The organism is Faecalicatena contorta (assembly GCF_022835095.1).
GTDB classification, from domain to species: Bacteria; Bacillota; Clostridia; order Lachnospirales; family Lachnospiraceae; genus Faecalicatena; species Faecalicatena contorta.
This window is the reverse complement of record NZ_BQNQ01000001.1, coordinates 362703-381956: the sequence shown is the minus strand read 5'-3', so window position 1 is coordinate 381956 and position 19254 is coordinate 362703. Positions and strand designations below refer to the sequence as shown.

Below are 19254 nucleotides of genomic sequence, written 5' to 3'. Positions count from 1 at the left end.
CTTTTCCTTCACTATTCTGCAGTCTTATCCAGTATTCTCTGGAACAGCTCCGGATGCTCTACTTTTGTTTCCACCAGACTGTATATGTCCGAGACTGCATCACGGAACTGCTGTTTTTCTTCATCGGTCAGCGATATCAGGGTAACCCCCTTGTCCTGCATCTCTTTCACTGCATCCCCATCGTACTCTGCCGTTTTTTCACGCTGCACGGAAACACCGTATGCCCCTGCTTCCTCGACGATCTCCTTTTCCTCGTCAGTCAGTTTATCGTAGCTGTCCTTGCTCATCAGAAGCAAATAAGGGGTATATACATGGTTTGTTTCGATGATATAGTCCTGCACCTCATAGAAACGGTTATCCCGATCGGTTACAAACGGATTATCCTGCCCGTCCACAGTTTTCTGCTGGAGCGCAGTAAATAATTCTGAGAATGCCATCGGTGTAGGGCTGGCACCGAGTGCCTTCCATGTTTCAATATGTACCTCACTTTCCATAACCCTTACTTTTAACCCCTTCAGATCTGCCGGTGAATGAACCTCCTTTGCTGCAGTGGAGAGCTGGCGGAATCCGTTTTCCGGGAATCCCAGTACCTTAAACCCGATATCCTCCATACCTTTTGCTATATCCTGCCCGATCTCACCGTCCAGGATCTCCTGCGCCTGTGCAGAATCCTTGAACAAAAACGGGGCATCAAATACATTCAGGTCCGGATAAAATGCTGCAACCGGGGTTGTGGATACAATACACATATCAATATTTCCATACTGTACGGTCTCTGCGACTTCACGGTCACCGCCTAACTGTCCGTCCCCATACACATCGATCTCCATCCTTCCTTCTGACAGCTCTTTAATCCGCTCCTGCATGGCTTCTGCCATATCAACCTGGGACTGGTTCGTATTAATAGAGAGCTTTAGACGCTTGATGCCGTCCTTATTTTTACCGCACCCTGCAGACATAACGACCGTAAACAGTAATACAAAAACAAACATAAGATTTATGATTCTTTTTCGTTTCACCTTTTTTCCTCCCACCATCCTATTCTAAACGTTCTATAGCAGCTCTGATTTCATTTACCCGCTCATCATACTGTCTTTCCTCAAGCAGGAACGGCGGACGTGTATCTTTAAAAGGCACGCCCCAGTCGGGGCCGTCCTTATATTTAGGCACGATATGTACATGAAGATGATTTACCTTATCCCCATATGTTGCATAATTAATCTTATCCGGATAAAATACCTTATCCAGTGCTTCGGCGGTCCTACTGACGGCATGAATCAGTTCTGCCTGCTCTTCGTCGGAGAGCTGGTACCACTCTGTTTTATGTGCCGTCCGGTAGACAACGATACATTTTCCCCTGTGAGTCTGATCCCTGTACAGGTAGACGGACGCATTCCCTATGTCTTTGACATGGATCATCAGACTTCCCAGGGCCTCGCCATTCTCGCAGTAATAACACTCAGACATATTTCATACCCCCTATATATAACCGTTCAGAGACGGCAGAAATTCGGACAGGGCAGGTATATAAGTCACAAGCAGCAACACAATGATAATCGCCGCAAAATATGGAAGTAATGTTTTAATCACCTGCTCTATCGTGACTTTCCCGATCTTACATCCTGTAAACAATACTGTTCCTACCGGCGGTGTGATCGCACCGATACACAAGTTGTAGACAAGCATAATTCCGAAATGGATCGGACTCATGCCGAAACCGACGCAGATAGGCATAAAGATCGGAGTAAAAATTAAAATTGCAGGTGTCGGGTCCATAAAAGTTCCCACCAGCAGCAGAACGATATTAATAATAATCAACGTTATAATCTTACTGTTTGTAAGCGCCAGCATTGCCGTGGCAATAATATCCGGGATACTTGTATAGGCCATAATCCATGACATAATGGACGACACGCCAATCAAAAATACGATGATAACGGTTGTCTTCGCTGAATCCAGAAGAATCTTCGGCAGATCCTTCACCGTAATACTTTTATAAATAAAGCTGAGAACCATCGCGTAAACAACTGCCACTCCAGAAGCCTCTGTGGCCGTAAAAATCCCGCTCAGAATTCCGCCTATGATAATGAGGATAAGAATCAGGCTTGGGATAGCCTGTACAAAATACTGCAGTTTCATTTTTCCGGATACCTTCTCTGTATTGATGTATCCGCGTTTTTTTGCCATATAACCGGCCACAATCATGACCGCAATCCCCCAGAGGATGCCGGGGATATAACCACCCATAAACAGTGCCGCTACCGAGACTGAACCGCCGACTGTAGAAAATACGATCAGCGCATTACTGGGTGGAATCAGCATTCCCGTAGGGGCCGATGCAATATTCACAGCCGCTGAGTATTCCTTTGCATAACCTCTCTCTTCCTCGATCGGACCGATTGTTCCGCCCATCGCTGCCGCTGCTGCATTGCCGCTTCCGCTAATTGCCCCGAAAAACATGTTTGCAACGATATTGCTCTGTGCCAGCGGACCCGGCAGTTTCCCGCATAAAGCCTCCGCAAGACGGACGATCCGCACAGCGATCCCTCCATTATTCATAAAATTCCCGGCCAGTACGAAAAACGGAATCGCAAGAAGCGGGAATGAATTCAGGCCAGTAAACATTTTCTGAGCACATGTCACTAAAGCAACATCTGCAGGCAGGATTACCATCATTGCCATCGCGGAAGACAATCCGATAGAGATTGCAATCGGTACGCCCATTATCAGAAATATAATCAAAGCCGCTACCATAATTATTGTCGCCAATACAGCTACATCCATCTTATTTCCCCTCCTTCTCTTTTTCATCCGGGTCTTTCAGCTTCTGGACCATATCCCACTCATTGCAGATAAAATATAAAAACATAAAGACACCCGCAATCGGGATGGCAATATAGATCACTCCCATAGAAATCGGCAGTATGGAATCCGCCTGGGTCATTTGCTTCAGTGCACCAAAATATCCGCCGGCCAGCAGCACTCCGGCTGCAAAAAGGAGAATCAGGAACTCGTTAATCATCTCAACGATTATCTTTCTTTTTCCTTTGAACTTATCCAGTATAAAAGTCATCGCCATATGATCCCTCTTTCCGAACACATAGGCACCGCAGAGCATGGCCAGCCAGATAAAACCATACGTAACAATGGCTTCACTCCATGAACTGGGATTGTTAAAGACATACCGGGTCACTACCTGGTATACGACAAGAATCGTCATAATCCCAAGGATTAATATAGACGCCGCCTCTAAAATCTTATCTATCACCTTTCGTACACTACTCATTTTCTTCTCCCTCCGATCTCAGCGAAACAATTGCCTCGTAAACACTCTTTGTCATGTCATTGCTGTTTGCGATTGATTCCTGAAATTCTGTAAAGCTCTCCGCGAAAGCGTCTTTATCTACGTCATCGATGAACTCAATACCAAGGGACTGCGCCTGCTCAATGCTGTCTTCCACCATCTCCGCCCAGAAATCAAATTCCTTCTCAACGCATTCGTCCATAACACCTTCTACCAGTTCCTTATCTTCCTCTGACAATGATTCCAGAAACTGTGTGCTCGCCACGACAAAGTCTGTACTAAAACAATGCTCTGTCCTTGAAAATACAGGTGCCACCTCGTAATACTTCTTGCCCACATAGTCAATTTCATTGGATTCCGCTCCGTCCACCACGCCCTGCTGCATGGCCGAATACTGCTCGGATGCGGACATCGGGACCCCGGTCCCGCCCATCAGATGCAGCATTTTCACCATGTTATCAGACTGCATGACACGGATTTTGAGTCCTTTCAGGTCACTCGGTTCACGCACCTCTCTGGCACAGAATATATTTCTGGAACCAGAACCAAATGCACCGACGATCTTAAAATCATGCTCCGCTGTCGAATCGAACAGATCGTCCAGAATTCCGCTTGTATATGCCTCCCTTTGATGATCACTGTCCTTAAATAAATAAGGCATGCTTAAGACCGAGAAATCTCCGTTATAGCTTTCCACGATTGTCGCATTGGCCACGCACATCTGAACAGCGTTATTCTGCGTCAGTTCGAGGGCCGCCCTCTGATCCCCCAGTGTTCCGTTCGAATAAATCTTTACCGTAAACCTCCCATCCGTCACCTTCTCTATTTCTTCGGAGGCCCATTTAAGTGCCTTGAAATGCGGATAATCTTCTGCATTGTTGTAAGCGATCCTGATCACTCCATGATCTACCTTTTCTATTTCCTTTTTCTGGCAGCCGACCAAAAGCAGGACAGAAACCATTGCAGCCGCGCAGCCTAAAGCCGTGATTCTTTTTATTTTCATGACATATTCTCCTTCCTGTTCAGCAAATGATCCTCTATGTTCCAGAAATCACCCGTGAATACTGAGGAATCACTGCAGTATGCATTCCCGTTTTCCATGCTGCCGATTACAGACATATCCTCTTCATCCAGTTCGAAATCAAATATATTAAAATTATCGGCAATCCTGTGGGGCTTCGATGATTTAGGGATGACGCAGTTGCCCCGCTGAATGTTCCATCTCAGTATGACCTGACCGACATTTTTGCCGTGTTTTCCGGCAATCCGTTCCAGCTGCGGCTCAGACAGAATATACCCCTTCGCAAACGGCACACAGGCAGTCATCGTAATATTCTTTTCCGTACAGTACTGATAATCTTCCCTTTTCTGCAGCCAGGGGGAGAGTTCAATCTGGTTCATGACCGGCACGATACCAAATTTCTCCGTCAGCGCCTCCAGATGTTCCTTTTTGAAATTGGAGACCCCGATCTCTTTGAAATATCCCTTCTCTTTATACTTCAGTAAAGCCTCAAAAGCATGATATCGCGCATACTCGTTCTGACCGGGCCAGTGCAGCAGGTACATGTCTATGTAGTCAACATCCAGAGCCTTCATGCTGTACTCCACAGCCGTTTCCGGCGTTTTGTAGCTAGTCGGCCAGATCTTACTTACTACAAAAAGTTCACCCCTGTCAATTCCGCTCTCACGGATGCCTTTTCCTACGTATACTTCGTTTTCATAGAAGTTTGCCGTATCAATGTGCCGGTACCCCACCTCAATTGCACTTTTCACTGCGCGGATTCCTTCCTCAGCCTCGGACTTATAGCACCCCAGACCGAGCATAGGAACTTTCATATTATTGCGCATCGTCTTGTATTCCATAGCTAATCTCCTTTGTTTGAATACGCTCCTCTCTTTCTATTGCCACGATTATTATATAAACACTCAACAATATGTGTCAAAATAAGTTCTTTAATCGATTTTTTTTGTATTTTTTGTTTGTATTCGGAAACATTTATTTTATTTTCCTGTTTATATTGCACTTAATCTTCATATTTTCATCTATATATTGTACATTTTCAACAAATAAAACACCCTGTAAAGAAACCTATGATAGTCTCTTTACAGGGTATATGAACTTAAAACTCATTATTTTCTGTAACGCACTCTGACCTTTACTTTCTCAGCCGTGACATTGTCCCATACATCCGCTGTATATCATTGCGCATCTCATCTTCCGCCAATAAGGGCAGATGGTTTTTAAGCATGTTAAATATTGCCTTGTGATGCTCCGATCCGCTCCCCATGTCATGCTGCTGAAAACATTCTTCATAAGCAAGCTGGTTGAGCTGATTGCGATAGCAGGCCAGAGGACATTCTATAGACTTGTACATACTCACCAAATATGGATTGCGGGATGCCTTGATGATAATCTCGTGAAACTGCTTATCTGTTCTGGTATACTCTCTCTGATCCATGGTATTGTCGATCTCTTCAAATTTACTGATAAGTTCCTTTAACTGCTGCAACTCCGCAGGCTTGATCCGCTTTGCTGCCTGATAAGCAGCTTTGGGTTCCAGTGTCATCCTTGCTTCATAAATCCACAGACATTCCTCATAAGAAATCGGCTTTACATGGACGGTTTTTCCCACGCCCCGGAAGAAAATCCCTTCATCCACCATATCGGAAAGTGCTACTTTCACAGGAGAACGGGAAACATTCAATTCTTTCGCAATTTTAGATTCAATGATCTTATGTTCGGGCAACAGATGCCCCTCAATCACCTCCTGATACAGTTCTTGATAAATCAGGCGGCTTAAAACAGCGAAAGGGTTGCTCTCCATCTCCTGCTGCACATTACTTTTAAACTCTTCACTTAATACATATTCTGTCATTGCTTATACTTCCTTTCACTTTCTTATGTTTATTAAGGAATTCTTGTCAGGTACCGTTAATAATTTATTGTACCAAATCATGTTCGTGCTGACTAGTACTACAGCGAACAATAGTTTCTTAATCGCTGGCCGCAAGGATGGTAATCGTAATTACGTGGAGCCTGGCGAAGATATCTGGTTATATATCCGCCTATACGAAAATGGAGACATCAAATATTTTATATCCAAAAACTTCCCTTTTTCTTCAGGAACAGGCTGTCCCTCGGTAACAATTGCTGCCGTTCAAAAAAAAGAACCAGAAATTAAGATTTATTTATCCTTTTTCTGGTTCTTTCTATTCACAATTTTTTTAATTTTAAGCATGCTTGCAGCGAGACGCGCGCCATGCTCCGTCTTTCATAACACCTCTGCTCCGGTTTGTCATTCCCGCCAGTGCAGATGGTGCAGATGCCCCTCGAGATTCATACCGGAGAATCCGTTCTGACGCAAAGCCTCATATAAGATAACCGCTACGGAATTCCCCAGGTTCAGTGAACGGATATCACCGTCCATAGGGATTCTGACACAATCCTCCTGATGTTCCACCAGAATCTCCTCCGGAATGCCGGCGCTTTCCTTTCCGAACATGATATAGCAGTCCGGTTCATAGTGAACCTCCGTGTATACTTTCGGCGCCTTTGTAGTAGCCATGTATAACCTGGCGTCCGGATTTTTCTTTTGAAAATCTTTAAAATCAATATATGTGGTTACATCCAGATCGGCCCAATAGTCCATCCCCGCACGCTTTAACGCTTTCTCGTTCAGCTTAAACCCCAGTGGTTCAATCAGATGCAGGCGCGTATTCGTGGCTACGCAGGTTCTCCCGATGTTCCCGGTGTTTGCCGGGATCTCCGGCTCCAGCAGTACAATATTAAGCATTGCATTTACCTCTCGTTTCTGAGGCGCTGAATAAAGCTGCCCAAACGCCCCAGCGCTTCCTTCAGGTCATCCAGGGAATATGCGTAGGAGATACGCAGAAAGCCCTCTCCGCATTTTCCAAATGCGGTTCCGGGAACAACAGCGACCTTCTCCTCCTCCAGAAGGCGGGTTGCAAACTCCTCGGATGTCATATTAAACTCCAGGATGCTTGGGAATACATAAAATGCACCGAATGGTTCAAAGCATTCCAGCCCCATGCGAGCGAATTCATGCATCAGAAAACGCCTTCTCTGATTATAGGATTTGCGCATCTCCTCCACCTCATCGTCGCAGTTTCTCAGGCCCTCAATCGCTGCATACTGGCTGTTTGTAGGCGCGCACATGATGGCGAACTGGTGTAGTTTCACCATCTGTTCGATAATTGTCTCCGGACCACAGCAATAGCCAAGGCGCCATCCCGTCATAGCGAATCCTTTGGAAAAGCCGTTGATCACTATCGTCCTCTCCCGCATTCCCGGAAGGCTGGCGATGGATACGTGCTCAGTTTTGTAGGTCAGTTCTGAATAAATCTCGTCTGAGATGACATATAGATCATGTTCTTTTACAAACTCTGCCACCGGCTCCAGATCCTCTTTTGTCATAATGGATCCTGTCGGATTATTAGGGAAAGGCATGATCAACACTTTCGTCCTTGGAGAAATATACTTCTCCAGGTCTTCAACCGTCAGCTTAAACTCATTTTCATACTGCAGAGGTATTACAACCGGTTTGCCGTCTGCCATGACGGTACATGGTAGATAGGATACATAACTGGGCTGTGGAATCAGAACTTCATCTCCGGGATCCAGCATACAGCGCAGACCCACATCAATGGCCTCGCTGCCGCCCACGGTAACCAGGGTCTCATGTCTGGAATCATATCTGACATGAATCTTTCGCTCCAGATAATTACAGATCTCATCCCTTAATTCCTGCAGTCCGGCATTGGATGTATAGAAGGTGCGGCCCCTTTCCAGAGAAAAGATGCCCTCCTCACGTATCCGCCAGGGAGTGTCAAAGTCCGGTTCCCCCACGCCCAGTGAAATCGCATCTTTCATCTCATTTGCCACGTCAAAGAACTTGCGGATGCCGGACGGTTCGATTTCGATTATTTTTTTAGATAATGGATTTCTCATTACGGTGTCACCAGCATCCTTTCTGATTCTTTCTTCGGTACCAAAACCGTTCCATGGTCTTTGTATTTTTTCAATATAAAATATGTTGCAGTACTGATCACAGCATCAATAGGTGAAAGCTTCTCAGACACAAAGCGGGATACTTCTTTCAGTGTTTTTCCCTCTAGTGTCACGAGCAGGTCGTATCCTCCGGATATCAGGTATACCGCATGTACTTCCGGATAATTGTAGATTCTCTCTGCAATCCGGTCAAATCCCTGGTTGCGCTGCGGTGTCACGCGCACCTCAATCAGTGCTGTCACAGACTCCACGCCAGCCTTATCCCAGTCGATCAGCGTATGGTATCCGCAGATAATCTTTTCTTTTTCCATATCGGCAATCTCATTTGCCACTGTCGTCTCATCCACTCCGACCAGAACTCCAAGTTCCGCCAGATTGACCCGGCTGTTTGTCTCCAGATATCTTAAAATTTCATTTCTCAGGTTATCCATTTCTACTCCTCCTTCATTCTGCCATTGTGTATCTTAGATCCTCTTTGCTTCGCGCGCAGCAATTCAGGCAGGCCTGAACTGTTCCCTCCGTGCGGCCGCACAGCGTATGCCGTACGGAAATCTATATTTACACAGGCCGGCAATCCGTACCGCCGGTCCGCTCCCACCAGCACATCAGTTCATCTGGAGCCGGCCTGTCTAAGTATCGTTGTTCTTCACCGCTTGTGATTACCCTGGCCTTCTTGTCCGTGGTAACCCCAAGCTTGCTGGCTCGTGCGCCCACCCTTTCCAGCGCTTTCACAAGCGCATCTCCGTCCCGGGCAGTCATAAGGATGCAGCCCGCAGATGTCAGCTGATAGGGATTCAGGTTATAATACTCGCAGAGCTCCACAGTCTCCTGTCTGACAGATATACCGGACAGTTCCACATCCAGACCGATTCCTGCCGCCTCTGCCAGTTCCCAAAGGCCGGCAAATATCCCGCCGCTTCCAACCTGGTACATCGCCTTTACTCCGGCAGCGGCCGCTGCACGGGCGGCATCAAGCGCCAGCACGTTCCCTCTGAGTTGCTTCATCTGCTGAATGAAGGCGGGAACAAATCTCCTGCCCAGCTCTTCTTCCCGCTCATCCAGAATCCGCAGCATGCCCTCCAGTCCTGCATAGCCGCACAGTACGATATCCTGTCCCGGAAGGGCATAAGCAGGACGTAGCAGCGCATCCTCCGCCGCCTCTCCCTGCGCCGTCACAAATATAACCGTCCGGACAACGGCCGGAGTCACCTCGGCCCGCACACAGGCTAGCTGCACACCTGCCTCCAGGCAAACGGATTCCAGACAGCCGGTCATCGCTTTCAGATCACCCTCCTGCGCATCCGGCGTCAGCAAAATCTGTACGGTCAATGCCGTCGGTTCAACCCCATGAACCGCCAGATCATTCAGCGCCCTTACTGCCGCATAGATCCCTGTCCTCACGGAAGCTCCAGAGACCTCTGCCTGTGCGCACACAGCCAGCTTTCCTTTCGAAATACGAACCACGCTGCACGCCTCTTCCGCCGATGGCTGGAAGAGAACTTCTTTCCTTTCAGTATGCAGTTGTTTTTTTACAGACCGTTTCCATATAGTCTGTGATATATTGCCTGCTTTCATAGATTCACTGTCCCTGCTCCCCGTTATTCTCCTGGACGGCTCCCTGGCTGTCCTCCTGGTTTTCCGCCTGACTGTCCCCCTGGACAGCACTCAGTATCCTTGCCTCATCCTGAGTCTGGATTGCCTGATTGATCTTTTCTGTCACTTCGGGATTCGCAGATGCGGTTCCCACTGCAACTGTCTCTTTCACCGGTACGTACTGGCTGTTATTTATAATCTGACGGCTCTGTTCCTCGCCATCCTGGTATACAACCTTCCAAAGGCGTGCGGAAATCTCCGGCTGTGCCTGCCGGGTGGTATACAGCGTTCCTGCCGGCTCTTCAGTCGCAACGAATCGTTTCCCCTCCGGCATCGTTTCATTTGTCGTCTCGCTGACAAATTCAAGAGTTCTTCCTGGATCCCGGGTTTCCTTGCCATATATGTTAAACGTGATACAGCCGTCCGCAAGAATTCCTTCTATATAAATCGGTGTCTGCTGATTATTTTTAAACTTCAAATCCTTCACATCATCTGCAATTGCAGCATCCTGGGAACGGTCCACATAGGAGATAAGCATGGTATGAGGAGAACGCTCCGTCACTTCCAGCTCTGCAAAGAGCACCGCATTATACAGCGTCGTAGAGATCTGGCAGATACCGCCTCCCATGGATTCCACCACCTTATCATCCTCATAGGAGGCCGCCGTGGTAAATCCGTTCTCCTCGGTATAGGGCTCCATCGCCGCATTGGCAGAATATTCTTCGCCCGGTTTCAAAAAGGCTCCGTCGATGTGCTTTGCACCGCTCTCTATGTTCTGCGCACGCCCGGAACCATCGCTTCCATAAAAAGTCGTGAAACTACCCAGCAGGTCGGTAACGTCCTTTAAATCCGCTTTTGTCACCTCCGGATCAATATATTCCACATAAGCAGGAATACTGGCGTCCTTCCCGTCCCAATCGCCGCCTAGCAATTTGTTGATGCTCTTCACCGTCTTCTCGATATCCAGTACTTCACCAGCCTTCTGCTCCACAATCACCACACCGGAATCATCCTGTGTCACTTTTGCATTTTCCGGTAGGTGCAGAACCTGGCACATCGCGTGGTTCAATGCCTCCTTTGCCGACTTCTCAGTAACCTGATACTCCACCGGGAACTTTTTCTTATTCTCATTCTTCTCGGCCTTCTTCATAATCTTATAGCATTGGACTGCACTGCCCTTCCTGCCATAGTCAAGCGCCTCCCTAAGCGTCTTATCCAGGTCTTTTACGGAAATCCCAAGAGCCGACAGCTCTACCTCCGAATGTCTGCCGTCCTCCAGCGTCAGATCCAATCTGGCCTTCATGGATGCCGTTACCTCCGACTCCACCTTTTCCTTTGCTTTCTCCACCGTCAGACCGGACACATCCGTATACCCCACAGAAACGCCCTGAATAATCCTATGGCTGTCAAACTTCCGGATATAGCTCCGGAGAAAAATCTGCACACAGACAATGACCAGAAGTGCGCACACCAAAACGAAGGCTGTTCCGATAACAGCTCTTCTCTGTTGTCTGCGTCTTCTTCGTTTTCTTCTTCTGTCTGCCATATCATTTCACCTGACTTCTTAATTCACTTCCCTATTATACAAGATATGGTATTACCATCGTAGCGACCATCGCCAGGATAATGACCATAATGACAATTGATATAATCCTTCTTACCTTTTTATTATAGAAATTCAACCTCATTCACCTCTTTATACCTGAATCAAATTTTAGTTAGTTAGATTTTATTCTATACTCTTTACAATATTTTTGCAAGAAGCATTCCCCGCACTTTGGACTCCTGGCCGTACAGATGGAACGTCCGAATGTAATAATCTGTATATTATACAGAATCCAGTGGTCTTTTGGAAGTGCTCTCATCAAATCCTGTTCGATCTTTTCCGGGTCCTCATTTTCTGTAAGCCCCAGACGTTTTGAGATTCGTTTGACATGCGTATCCACCACCACGCTCGGCTCGTGGTATATATTTCCGCGGATAACATTCGCGGTCTTGCGCCCTACCCCTGCCAGAGAGGTTAGTTCTTCCAGACTGCGCGGGACCTCCCCGCCAAACCGATCTACGAGGGCCTTTGTGCAGGCGATGATATTTTTAGCTTTGGTATGGTAGAAGCCGGTGGGCTTAATATCCTTCTCCAATTCCTTCAGATCTGCATTGGCAAACTTCTCCACCGTGTCATACTTCTGAAATAAGTCCTGTGTTACGATATTGACCCTCGCATCTGTGCACTGGGCGCTGAGTATGGTGGCAATCAATAACTGCCAGGGAGTCTCATGGTTCAGATAACACACGTATTCCCGGCCATACTGTTCATCCAGAATGGAGAGAATCTCTCTTGTTCTTTTTTTCATAAACGCTCCTTATTTATATAAAATACTTTTGCCTGATTTGTCAGAACATCTCTGTTCTTATAGTCAAACAGCACCAACTTACCATCCATCTTTTCCAGATGGGTCATTTTTCGCATCTGTCTCTTATCAAAATGCTCATATCCCTTCAGATACCGGTGTTCTAGTGCCTCTCTGTCGTAAAACGCGGCGGCCTCCTCTTTTCCGAGAGCGGGAACCCCGGCAAAATCGGGACGGTTCTTAACATTATCCCTGAGGTATAAATCAACCGTCAGGGCTTTCCTGTATTGGTCTGCATGTTTCCCATCGTGCGCAAGGGCAAACCGATAAAGGATCTCATACCTCGTAATTCTTGAATGGTTCACCATATGAAGCGAATTGTCTTCATAGTACCGGCTGAGCTCTTCATATAGGGTAAAGCTGTCCATAAATACGCGTTCCAGCAAAGACAATGTATTCTGGAACTGCCCGCTGTTGTAATGCACTTCCACCATCTCCTCAATCCCTTTGAGGCGGAGGATGTCGGCATAGGACATCCACTTTGTAGACAACACTTCAAAAGGCGGCCTGTCTTGGTATTGAAGCTCATACTCTCCTGCACGTTCCTGCATGCACGAACCCTTTAATACCTTCAAAAATCCAAGCTGCAGCTGCTCGGGCCGCAGCGCATAAACTTCATTAAAAGAATGCCTGAAGCTGTGATAGTCCTCGAAGGGAAGTCCGGCGATCAGATCCAGATGCTGATGCACGTTTCCACCCGCCCGGATCCCGCTGACCACCCGTTTCACTTCTTCAAACTTCATAACACGCCTGATCTCCCGGATCGTATCCGGATTCACCGACTGCACGCCGATTTCCAGCTGGATCAGCCCCGGACGCATCGTTTCGATGAGCCTCAGTTCTTCTTCACTTAACAGGTCTGCTGCCACTTCGAAATGAAAGTTTGTCTTCCCTTTATCATAAGCCGCGATATAAGACCACACGGCCATGGCATGATCATGCCGGCAGTTAAAGGTTCTGTCCACAAATTTTACCTGCGGAATCTCTGCATCAATAAACTGCTGCAGTTCCTTTTTCACCAGGGAAAGATCCCGGAATCGGAGGGCTTTATCGATAGAAGAAAGACAGTAGCTGCAAGAAAACGGACAGCCCCTGCTGGACTCATAATAGATGATCTTATTTTTAAATTCATCCATATCCTGATAGACAAACGGAACCCGGCTGAGATCTATCACCGGCCGCCATGGGTTTTCCACAATCTCCGCCTGTTCCGTGAAGCTTTCTGCGGCACCGTCATCCCTGCGGTAAACAATCCCCATCACATCCTCCAGGTTATGCCGTTTACAGTGATAATAATGAAGCAGTTCCAGAAATGTTTCTTCCCCTTCCCCTCGCATAATACCATCCAGCTGTGGATAACTTTCCAGCATCTCCGCAGCATTGTAGGAAACCTCCGGACCGCCAAGCCAGATACGTATGCGGGGCAGCACTTTCTTAATCTCAACCACAATCTGCTTCACATAACTGATATTCCAGAGATAGCAGGAAAAGCACAGAATATCTGGCTTCTGCCTGTAAAGATCCGCCAGAATATCATCAATTCTCTGGTTAATGGTATACTCTGCGATGTGAATCTCCCGTGCATACTCTGCCGCAAAGCTCTTCAGACTGTAAACCGCCAGATTGGAATGTATATATTTTGCATTGACTGCTGCTAATAAAACCTTCATAAAAATTCACATCTCCAATTTTAAGGCCTGTTGTATCTGTTCGGGGCCGGGAACAGATGTTGGCTTATACTAGATACTCCAGACCCATGATTTTCATGCAAAACGCAGCAAAATTTCTATCAGCCACGTCTTAAAGGCTAATTTTACTATATTTTTTACTTATAGTAAATAAAAACTCCGCTAATCCGTTGACATTTCGGCAAAAACAAGGTAAAATTAAGACTCGTGCAGCCGGGGTGTTAGCGGTACCTTGTACCTGCAATCCGCTATAGCAGGGGTGATATTACGCAGAGGGTGCTGATTTGCAGAGCTGCCCTTGGAAAGTGGCGTTGAGATCTGGGTCTTACGCGACGGGAATCTGTGAACCGTGTCAGGTCGGGAACGAAGCAGCACTAAGCAGAACCTTCCGGGTGCCGTGAGGGTGCCTGGGTTGAGTTAACTGCCGAGGTAACGTCTGTGGAGATGCATTCGAAGCGTAATGCACGAAAAAAAGATAATTCTGACATAATGATAAAAAAGTTTACGCTTAAAAAATGGCTGAACTTTGCTGGTACATTCGGTGTATCTGCAGGGTTCAGCCATTTTATATGTTTTAGGTTTTGATATGTTCTTTGTGCCCTTTCTTTTTCTGTATTATACCCTTTTTTTTCACAAAGGCATACCTTTTAAGGTATCCAATATCATTTGCATAGGCTGTGTAATATATTTATTTTCATGCAGTACTGCCAGCATTTTATTTTCCATTTCCATCCCCTCCAATTGTATCAGGCGTAACTTTTTCTCCGAAACAGGGTCTGTCAATAAACACTCGGGCAAAATGGCAACGCCCAGGCCAGCTTCTGCAGCTTTAACAAGTGCAAAAGAATTCACGCTTTCCCATCTGGGATAGGCCTTTTGGTTTGCAAGTGACAGTGTACTGTCAAAAGTATCCCGTACCGCACTGCCCTTCTCCCGCAGCAATAGCGGCAATGTGCACAGCCGGCGGGGGGATACTGCCCGGTCAGGCAGCGGAAAATCGGGAGCGCACACGGCGCACAGCTTATAGCTGCCCAATAAAATGGTCCGAAATGCTCCCTGGGGCTCAACACCTTCCCAGAAGGCAATATCCGCTTCCCCGTTTTGTAGAATCCCCATTGCCGAATTGGCACTTGCTACGCGCACATTCACCTGAAGTTCCGGAAGTACGGCTTTCAAACGGTTTAGAATCTGGGGCAGGTGAAAAGATGCTATCGTGATACTGGACACAATATTAACAGGGGTGCATTCTTCTAAATGGCTGATCCGCTGATCCAGGCTGCGGCAGGAGGCCAGTATGCTCCGCGCCTCTTTCAGCAGCATTGTACCGCAGCTCGTCAGGCATACGCCCCGCGGCAGACGGTCAAACAGCGCTGTCCCGGCCTGCTGTTCCAGTTCGGCTATCGCGTGCGATACCGCAGATTGTGTGAGGTGCAGTTTTTTTGCTGCACCTGTAAAAGTTCCGGTCTGCTCAACTGCTTCTATAATTTCTAAATGCCGTATGTTCATAAGCTCTCCTCCTGACATGAATCAGTAACTGTTTAAGCAGGTCTGCGCATTTACTGCGCAGGCCGTACGAAACATGGCGGTTGCAGGCATCCAGGTCTCCGCTACGCTTCGGTCCGTGCTAAACGTGCGCTACTGGCGCACAGCACCCTTCGCCGTAGGTGAATTTCACTGGGCTGGATGCGTAACAGTTCAGGCCTGCCTGAACTGTTACATGAATTAAATTTATATATTCTATATAATTATATCATTTTACAGATATCTCAACAAGAACTATAATGGGAGAAACAGAGAGGAGGGGCATGATGGAGCATCCCAAGAAACAAACATATTTCTGGCTTTTGGCAGTCAACCTGTTTATCAGCAGTTTTACTTTCGGCGGCGGCTATGTAGTTGTACCTATGGTCCGCCGTTATTTTGTAACCCAGAAACAGTATTTTACAGAGGAGGACCTGGTAGGTATGGCAGCTGTGGCACAGTCGACTCCCGGAGCGATTGCCATTAACCTGTCTGCGCTGGCAGGATATCGGGTCGCGGGAACTCTGGGCGCCGCCATCAGCTGTATTGCCGCCGTCATCCCCCCCTTGTTATACTCGGGCTGGTATCGACATTTTATACAGCTTTTATCTCAAACGCTGTTGTTGCGGCCGTGTTAAAAGGGATGCAGGCGGGCGTGGCCGCACTGATTGTAGATCTGATCATAGACATGTGCGCTCTGATCCTGAAGGAGCGTTCCTGGTTTTTATCTGCCATGATACCTGCCGCTTTTTTGGCAAACTTTGTGCTCGGTATTAATGTGGCTTTGATACTGGTTGTCTGCTGCTTTTTATGTGTGATACGGGTGTTTTGGGAAAAGAGGAAGATGAAATGACAACAATCTGGAATTTATTTTTTACATTTTTCAAAATCGGCCTGCTCAGTATTGGAGGCGGTTATGCAATCATTCCTTTAATTCAAGAGCAAGTGGTAAATCAAGCCGGATGGATCAGTGAAAAGCTCTTTACGGACATTATTACAATCTCACAGATGACACCAGGCCCACTGGCCGTTAATACCTCTACTTTTGTCGGCCTTCAGATCGGAGGCATCGGGGGCGCAGCAGCCGCTACAGTCGGCTGTGTAATATGTGGAGTAGCTATCTCTTTATTTTTATACCGCTTTTTTCAAAAGCACCGGAGTTCTACTTATATCTTTGAAATATTAAACGGACTGAAGTCAGCATCTTTAGGCCTGATTATCTCAGCAGCAGCTACAATTATAATGCTCGCATTTTTTGGTACCAGCACCCTGCAATTAAATTCCATGTTCTCGAAGATAAACTGGATCGCAGTGCTCATATTTTTTGTGATGCTTGTGATATTACGCAGGCGGAAGATGAATCCAATCCTGATTATGGTCATAAGCGGTGCTGCAGGGGTGGTATTTTATTTGTAATATGAGGTATAATTTGAAATAAGACCAAGAAAAATCCGCTTTCAGAAAGGATGGAATATATCATGCAAAAATTGTACTATGGCGGCAATATTATCGCAATGACAGGGGAACACGATATGCCGGAGGCGTTGCTTGTAACAGATCATAAAATTGCATACGCAGGCCCGAAAGCCGGGGCAGAAAAGCTGTCAGGCCCGGATACCGAATATATTGACCTGAACGGAAAGACTCTGATGCCCGCCTTTCTGGATGGACACGGCCACGTCTCAATGGCGGCGCAGATGGCCTTAAACGCCGATCTGAGCGGCTGCGGCAGCTATCGTGATGTCATCAATACATTGAATCAATATATTGCGGAGAGGCACATTTCAGTAAATGATATCGTCGTCGGTTTCGGCTATGACCACAATTTTCTGAAAGAAGGAGGGCATCCCACCAGACAGATTCTGGATCAGGTATCTGAAAGTATCCCCATCTATGTATCCCATGCTTCCGGCCATATGGGCTGCGCAAACAGTGCTGCTTTGAAACTTGCAGGAATCGGCAGCAATACTGCAGATCCTCAGGGCGGTGTCATCGGCAGGATCCCCGGAACCAAAGAGCCGGACGGATATCTGGAAGAAGCCGCAATGATTGAGCTGCAGAAACTACTCGCCGGTCATATAAAGATGGATCTCAGGGAAGGCCTACGGATCGTACAGCAGGAATACCTGAAATACGGAGTCACAACCGTTCAGGACGGCGCCAGCAGTACAGACGCGGTTCAGTTCATGAAGAAAGCATGTGATGAAGGTGCCTTTGTACTCGATGTCGTATCCTATCCGGTTATGAGCGAAGCTGATCCGGGCCAGTTCTTTATTGAGTATCCGGAGTGTGACCAGAAGTACAATAACCATTTTAAACTTGGAGGTTACAAAACCGTGCTGGACGGTTCCCCCCAGGGGAAATCGGCATGGCTGACAAAGCCCTATGATAACAGCGGGGGCTACTGTGCATATCCATGGTTCACAGATGAAACCGTAACCGGGTTTATGGAACAGGCTTTGAGGGACCGGAAACAAATCCTGGTGCACTGCAATGGAGATGCGGCGGGTGATCAGTTTTTGAATGCCTATGAGAAAGGGCTGAAGAAGATACCCGAGGCTGCTGATGCAGATCTCCGGCCTGTTATGATCCACTGCCAGACGGCAAGGGATGATCAACTAGACAAGATGGCTGATTTGAAGATGATCCCCTCCATTTTTGTCGGCCATGTCTATTACTGGGGCGATATTCACAAAAAGAATCTGGGAGATACCCGCGGCAGACGAATCAGCCCTTGTAAATCAGCGCTGGACAGAGGGCTGGTCCTGAATTTTCATCAGGACACGCCGGTTACAAAGCCGGATATGCTGCACTCCGTATGGGCCGCGGTGAACAGGGTTACGCGCGGCGGGGAAGTCCTGGGCCCGGAACAAAGGATTGGGGTGTATGATGCATTGAAGGCAATCACCATTAACACTGCATACGCCTATCACGAAGAACAGGAAAAAGGTACGCTGGAGGCTGGAAAACTGGCAGACCTTGTTATTCTTGACAAAAATCCGCTGAAAACAGACAAAATGAAGCTGAAAGACATCGTTGTCCTGGAAACGATTAAAGAAGGAAAAACCCTGTACAAAAAATAATGGAAGAGCAGTCACGGACGTTTGGCGCCGTCACGGACCAGAATTCCGCTTTTACATGTTTTTATCTATAACAGTTCAGGCCTGCCTGAGCTGTTACTTTTATTTGGCCCTCATCTTCTTTTGCTTTTCCCGCAGTTCCTTAAAAAACTGCTTCATCATGGTACTGCACTCTTCTTCCAGCACTCCCGTCGCGAGCTCGGCCTGGTGGTTAAATTCCTGCATGTCCAGCAGGTTTAGAATGGATCCCGCACAGCCTGCCTTGGGATTCATGCATCCAACTACCACGCGCTGCACCCTTGCCTGGATTATCGCGCCGGAGCACATCTGGCATGGCTCCAGGGTGACATACAGGGTGCATTCCTCCAGCCGCCAGTCATTCAGCTTTTTGCTGGCCTTTCGTATCGCAGTCAGTTCCGCATGGGCCAGAGGGTTCTTGTCGATCGTACGCCTGTTATAGCCCCGTCCGATGATTTTATCCCGATATACGATCACACATCCGATCGGAACCTCCTCCAGGGCATATGCCTTTTTTGCCTGCCTGATAGCTTCTTTCATATATTTTTCGTCTGCATTCATAATCATCTCTCCAACCCTGTGCACTGTCTCATTGATATTCAGCTTAATA

The 19254-nt window shown here is 47.3% G+C and carries 18 protein-coding genes, 1 other RNA gene and 1 pseudogene; 4 read left to right on the top strand and 16 right to left on the bottom strand.

Going from position 1 to position 19254, the window contains the following annotated elements; translation table 11 throughout:
- Positions 1 to 11 precede the first annotated feature (11 nt).
- The 14 genes from dctP to MWG26_RS01610 form a co-directional block, all read right to left on the bottom strand.
- Entirely contained in the window at positions 12 to 1019 is a 1008-nt protein-coding gene (dctP, locus tag MWG26_RS01675; protein ID WP_025654405.1) for a TRAP transporter substrate-binding protein DctP, read from the bottom strand.
- Between the two features lie 19 nt (positions 1020 to 1038).
- The gene (locus tag MWG26_RS01670; RefSeq protein WP_025654404.1) at positions 1039 to 1467 is read right to left on the bottom strand and encodes an HIT family protein; all 429 of its coding nucleotides are present in this window, start codon (positions 1465 to 1467) and stop codon (positions 1039 to 1041) included.
- A 12-nt stretch (positions 1468 to 1479) separates the two neighbouring features.
- A complete protein-coding gene (locus MWG26_RS01665; RefSeq protein ID WP_025654403.1) occupies positions 1480 to 2784 on the bottom strand; it encodes a TRAP transporter large permease in 1305 nt (434 codons plus the stop codon).
- 1 nt (position 2785) lies between these two features.
- Entirely contained in the window at positions 2786 to 3286 is a 501-nt protein-coding gene (locus MWG26_RS01660; RefSeq protein ID WP_025654402.1) for a TRAP transporter small permease, read from the bottom strand.
- The gene (locus MWG26_RS01655) at positions 3279 to 4307 is read right to left on the bottom strand and encodes a TRAP transporter substrate-binding protein (RefSeq protein WP_025654401.1); all 1029 of its coding nucleotides are present in this window, start codon (positions 4305 to 4307) and stop codon (positions 3279 to 3281) included. The genes MWG26_RS01660 and MWG26_RS01655 overlap by 8 nt, the downstream gene beginning before the upstream one ends.
- Positions 4304 to 5167, bottom strand: coding sequence for an aldo/keto reductase (locus MWG26_RS01650; RefSeq protein ID WP_025654400.1), 864 nt, complete (start codon positions 5165 to 5167; stop codon positions 4304 to 4306). The genes MWG26_RS01655 and MWG26_RS01650 overlap by 4 nt, the downstream gene beginning before the upstream one ends.
- 293 nt (positions 5168 to 5460) lie before the next feature.
- Positions 5461 to 6180: a GntR family transcriptional regulator gene (locus MWG26_RS01645; protein WP_025654399.1), complete on the bottom strand. Its 720-nt coding sequence runs from the start codon at positions 6178 to 6180 to the stop codon at positions 5461 to 5463.
- 420 nt (positions 6181 to 6600) lie between these two features.
- Entirely contained in the window at positions 6601 to 7098 is a 498-nt protein-coding gene (locus MWG26_RS01640; RefSeq protein ID WP_025654398.1) for a tRNA (cytidine(34)-2'-O)-methyltransferase, read from the bottom strand.
- A 5-nt stretch (positions 7099 to 7103) separates the two neighbouring features.
- Positions 7104 to 8273: an aminotransferase class I/II-fold pyridoxal phosphate-dependent enzyme gene (locus MWG26_RS01635; RefSeq protein ID WP_025654397.1), complete on the bottom strand. Its 1170-nt coding sequence runs from the start codon at positions 8271 to 8273 to the stop codon at positions 7104 to 7106.
- Positions 8273 to 8764 (bottom strand): Lrp/AsnC family transcriptional regulator, encoded by a 492-nt coding sequence (locus MWG26_RS01630; RefSeq protein WP_044926270.1) that lies wholly within the window; start codon positions 8762 to 8764, stop codon positions 8273 to 8275. The genes MWG26_RS01635 and MWG26_RS01630 overlap by 1 nt, the downstream gene beginning before the upstream one ends.
- A 127-nt stretch (positions 8765 to 8891) precedes the next feature.
- The gene (locus MWG26_RS01625) at positions 8892 to 9908 is read right to left on the bottom strand and encodes an AIR synthase-related protein (RefSeq protein ID WP_025654395.1); all 1017 of its coding nucleotides are present in this window, start codon (positions 9906 to 9908) and stop codon (positions 8892 to 8894) included.
- A 4-nt stretch (positions 9909 to 9912) separates the two neighbouring features.
- Positions 9913 to 11472: a VanW family protein gene (locus MWG26_RS01620; protein WP_025654394.1), complete on the bottom strand. Its 1560-nt coding sequence runs from the start codon at positions 11470 to 11472 to the stop codon at positions 9913 to 9915.
- 172 nt (positions 11473 to 11644) lie between these two features.
- A complete protein-coding gene (gene nth, locus MWG26_RS01615) occupies positions 11645 to 12280 on the bottom strand; it encodes an endonuclease III (RefSeq protein WP_025654393.1) in 636 nt (211 codons plus the stop codon).
- The gene (locus MWG26_RS01610; protein WP_025654392.1) at positions 12277 to 14007 is read right to left on the bottom strand and encodes a B12-binding domain-containing radical SAM protein; all 1731 of its coding nucleotides are present in this window, start codon (positions 14005 to 14007) and stop codon (positions 12277 to 12279) included. Before MWG26_RS01610 ends, nth begins: the two co-directional genes overlap by 4 nt.
- A 223-nt stretch (positions 14008 to 14230) precedes the next feature.
- Here MWG26_RS01610 and ffs point away from each other — a divergent pair.
- Positions 14231 to 14493, top strand: an RNA gene (gene ffs / locus MWG26_RS01605) — signal recognition particle sRNA large type.
- A gap of 162 nt (positions 14494 to 14655) precedes the next feature.
- Here ffs and MWG26_RS01600 read toward each other — a convergent pair.
- Positions 14656 to 15531: a LysR family transcriptional regulator gene (locus tag MWG26_RS01600; protein ID WP_025654391.1), complete on the bottom strand. Its 876-nt coding sequence runs from the start codon at positions 15529 to 15531 to the stop codon at positions 14656 to 14658.
- A 275-nt stretch (positions 15532 to 15806) separates the two neighbouring features.
- Here MWG26_RS01600 and MWG26_RS23125 point away from each other — a divergent pair.
- From MWG26_RS23125 to MWG26_RS01585, 3 genes and pseudogenes are all read left to right on the top strand, one after another.
- Positions 15807 to 16399: pseudogene (locus tag MWG26_RS23125) on the top strand (chromate transporter).
- On the top strand, positions 16396 to 16962 hold the full coding sequence (locus tag MWG26_RS01590; RefSeq protein ID WP_025654390.1) for a chromate transporter: 567 nt from the start codon (positions 16396 to 16398) through the stop codon (positions 16960 to 16962). The pseudogene MWG26_RS23125 and the gene MWG26_RS01590 overlap by 4 nt, the downstream one beginning before the upstream one ends.
- A 62-nt stretch (positions 16963 to 17024) precedes the next feature.
- On the top strand, positions 17025 to 18629 hold the full coding sequence (locus tag MWG26_RS01585) for an amidohydrolase (RefSeq protein ID WP_044926268.1): 1605 nt from the start codon (positions 17025 to 17027) through the stop codon (positions 18627 to 18629).
- 99 nt (positions 18630 to 18728) lie between these two features.
- Here the strand turns inward: MWG26_RS01585 and tadA are convergent, their stop codons facing one another.
- Positions 18729 to 19205, bottom strand: coding sequence for a tRNA adenosine(34) deaminase TadA (gene tadA / locus MWG26_RS01580; RefSeq protein ID WP_117441004.1), 477 nt, complete (start codon positions 19203 to 19205; stop codon positions 18729 to 18731).
- Positions 19206 to 19254 lie beyond the last annotated feature (49 nt).

Coding starts and splice junctions, on each gene's coding strand:
- MWG26_RS01670 (WP_025654404.1), bottom strand. CDS start 1,467: ATGTCTGAGTGTTATTACTGCGAGAATGGCGAGGCCCTGGGAAGTCTG.
- MWG26_RS01665 (WP_025654403.1), bottom strand. CDS start 2,784: ATGGATGTAGCTGTATTGGCGACAATAATTATGGTAGCGGCTTTGATT.
- MWG26_RS01660 (WP_025654402.1), bottom strand. CDS start 3,286: ATGAGTAGTGTACGAAAGGTGATAGATAAGATTTTAGAGGCGGCGTCT.
- MWG26_RS01655 (WP_025654401.1), bottom strand. CDS start 4,307: ATGAAAATAAAAAGAATCACGGCTTTAGGCTGCGCGGCTGCAATGGTT.
- MWG26_RS01650 (WP_025654400.1), bottom strand. CDS start 5,167: ATGGAATACAAGACGATGCGCAATAATATGAAAGTTCCTATGCTCGGT.
- MWG26_RS01645 (WP_025654399.1), bottom strand. CDS start 6,180: ATGACAGAATATGTATTAAGTGAAGAGTTTAAAAGTAATGTGCAGCAG.
- MWG26_RS01640 (WP_025654398.1), bottom strand. CDS start 7,098: ATGCTTAATATTGTACTGCTGGAGCCGGAGATCCCGGCAAACACCGGG.
- MWG26_RS01635 (WP_025654397.1), bottom strand. CDS start 8,273: ATGAGAAATCCATTATCTAAAAAAATAATCGAAATCGAACCGTCCGGC.
- MWG26_RS01630 (WP_044926270.1), bottom strand. CDS start 8,764: ATGGATAACCTGAGAAATGAAATTTTAAGATATCTGGAGACAAACAGC.
- MWG26_RS01625 (WP_025654395.1), bottom strand. CDS start 9,908: ATGAAAGCAGGCAATATATCACAGACTATATGGAAACGGTCTGTAAAA.
- MWG26_RS01620 (WP_025654394.1), bottom strand. CDS start 11,472: ATGGCAGACAGAAGAAGAAAACGAAGAAGACGCAGACAACAGAGAAGA.
- nth (WP_025654393.1), bottom strand. CDS start 12,280: ATGAAAAAAAGAACAAGAGAGATTCTCTCCATTCTGGATGAACAGTAT.
- MWG26_RS01610 (WP_025654392.1), bottom strand. CDS start 14,007: ATGAAGGTTTTATTAGCAGCAGTCAATGCAAAATATATACATTCCAAT.
- MWG26_RS01600 (WP_025654391.1), bottom strand. CDS start 15,531: ATGAACATACGGCATTTAGAAATTATAGAAGCAGTTGAGCAGACCGGA.
- MWG26_RS01590 (WP_025654390.1), top strand. CDS start 16,396: ATGACAACAATCTGGAATTTATTTTTTACATTTTTCAAAATCGGCCTG.
- MWG26_RS01585 (WP_044926268.1), top strand. CDS start 17,025: ATGCAAAAATTGTACTATGGCGGCAATATTATCGCAATGACAGGGGAA.
- tadA (WP_117441004.1), bottom strand. CDS start 19,205: ATGAATGCAGACGAAAAATATATGAAAGAAGCTATCAGGCAGGCAAAA.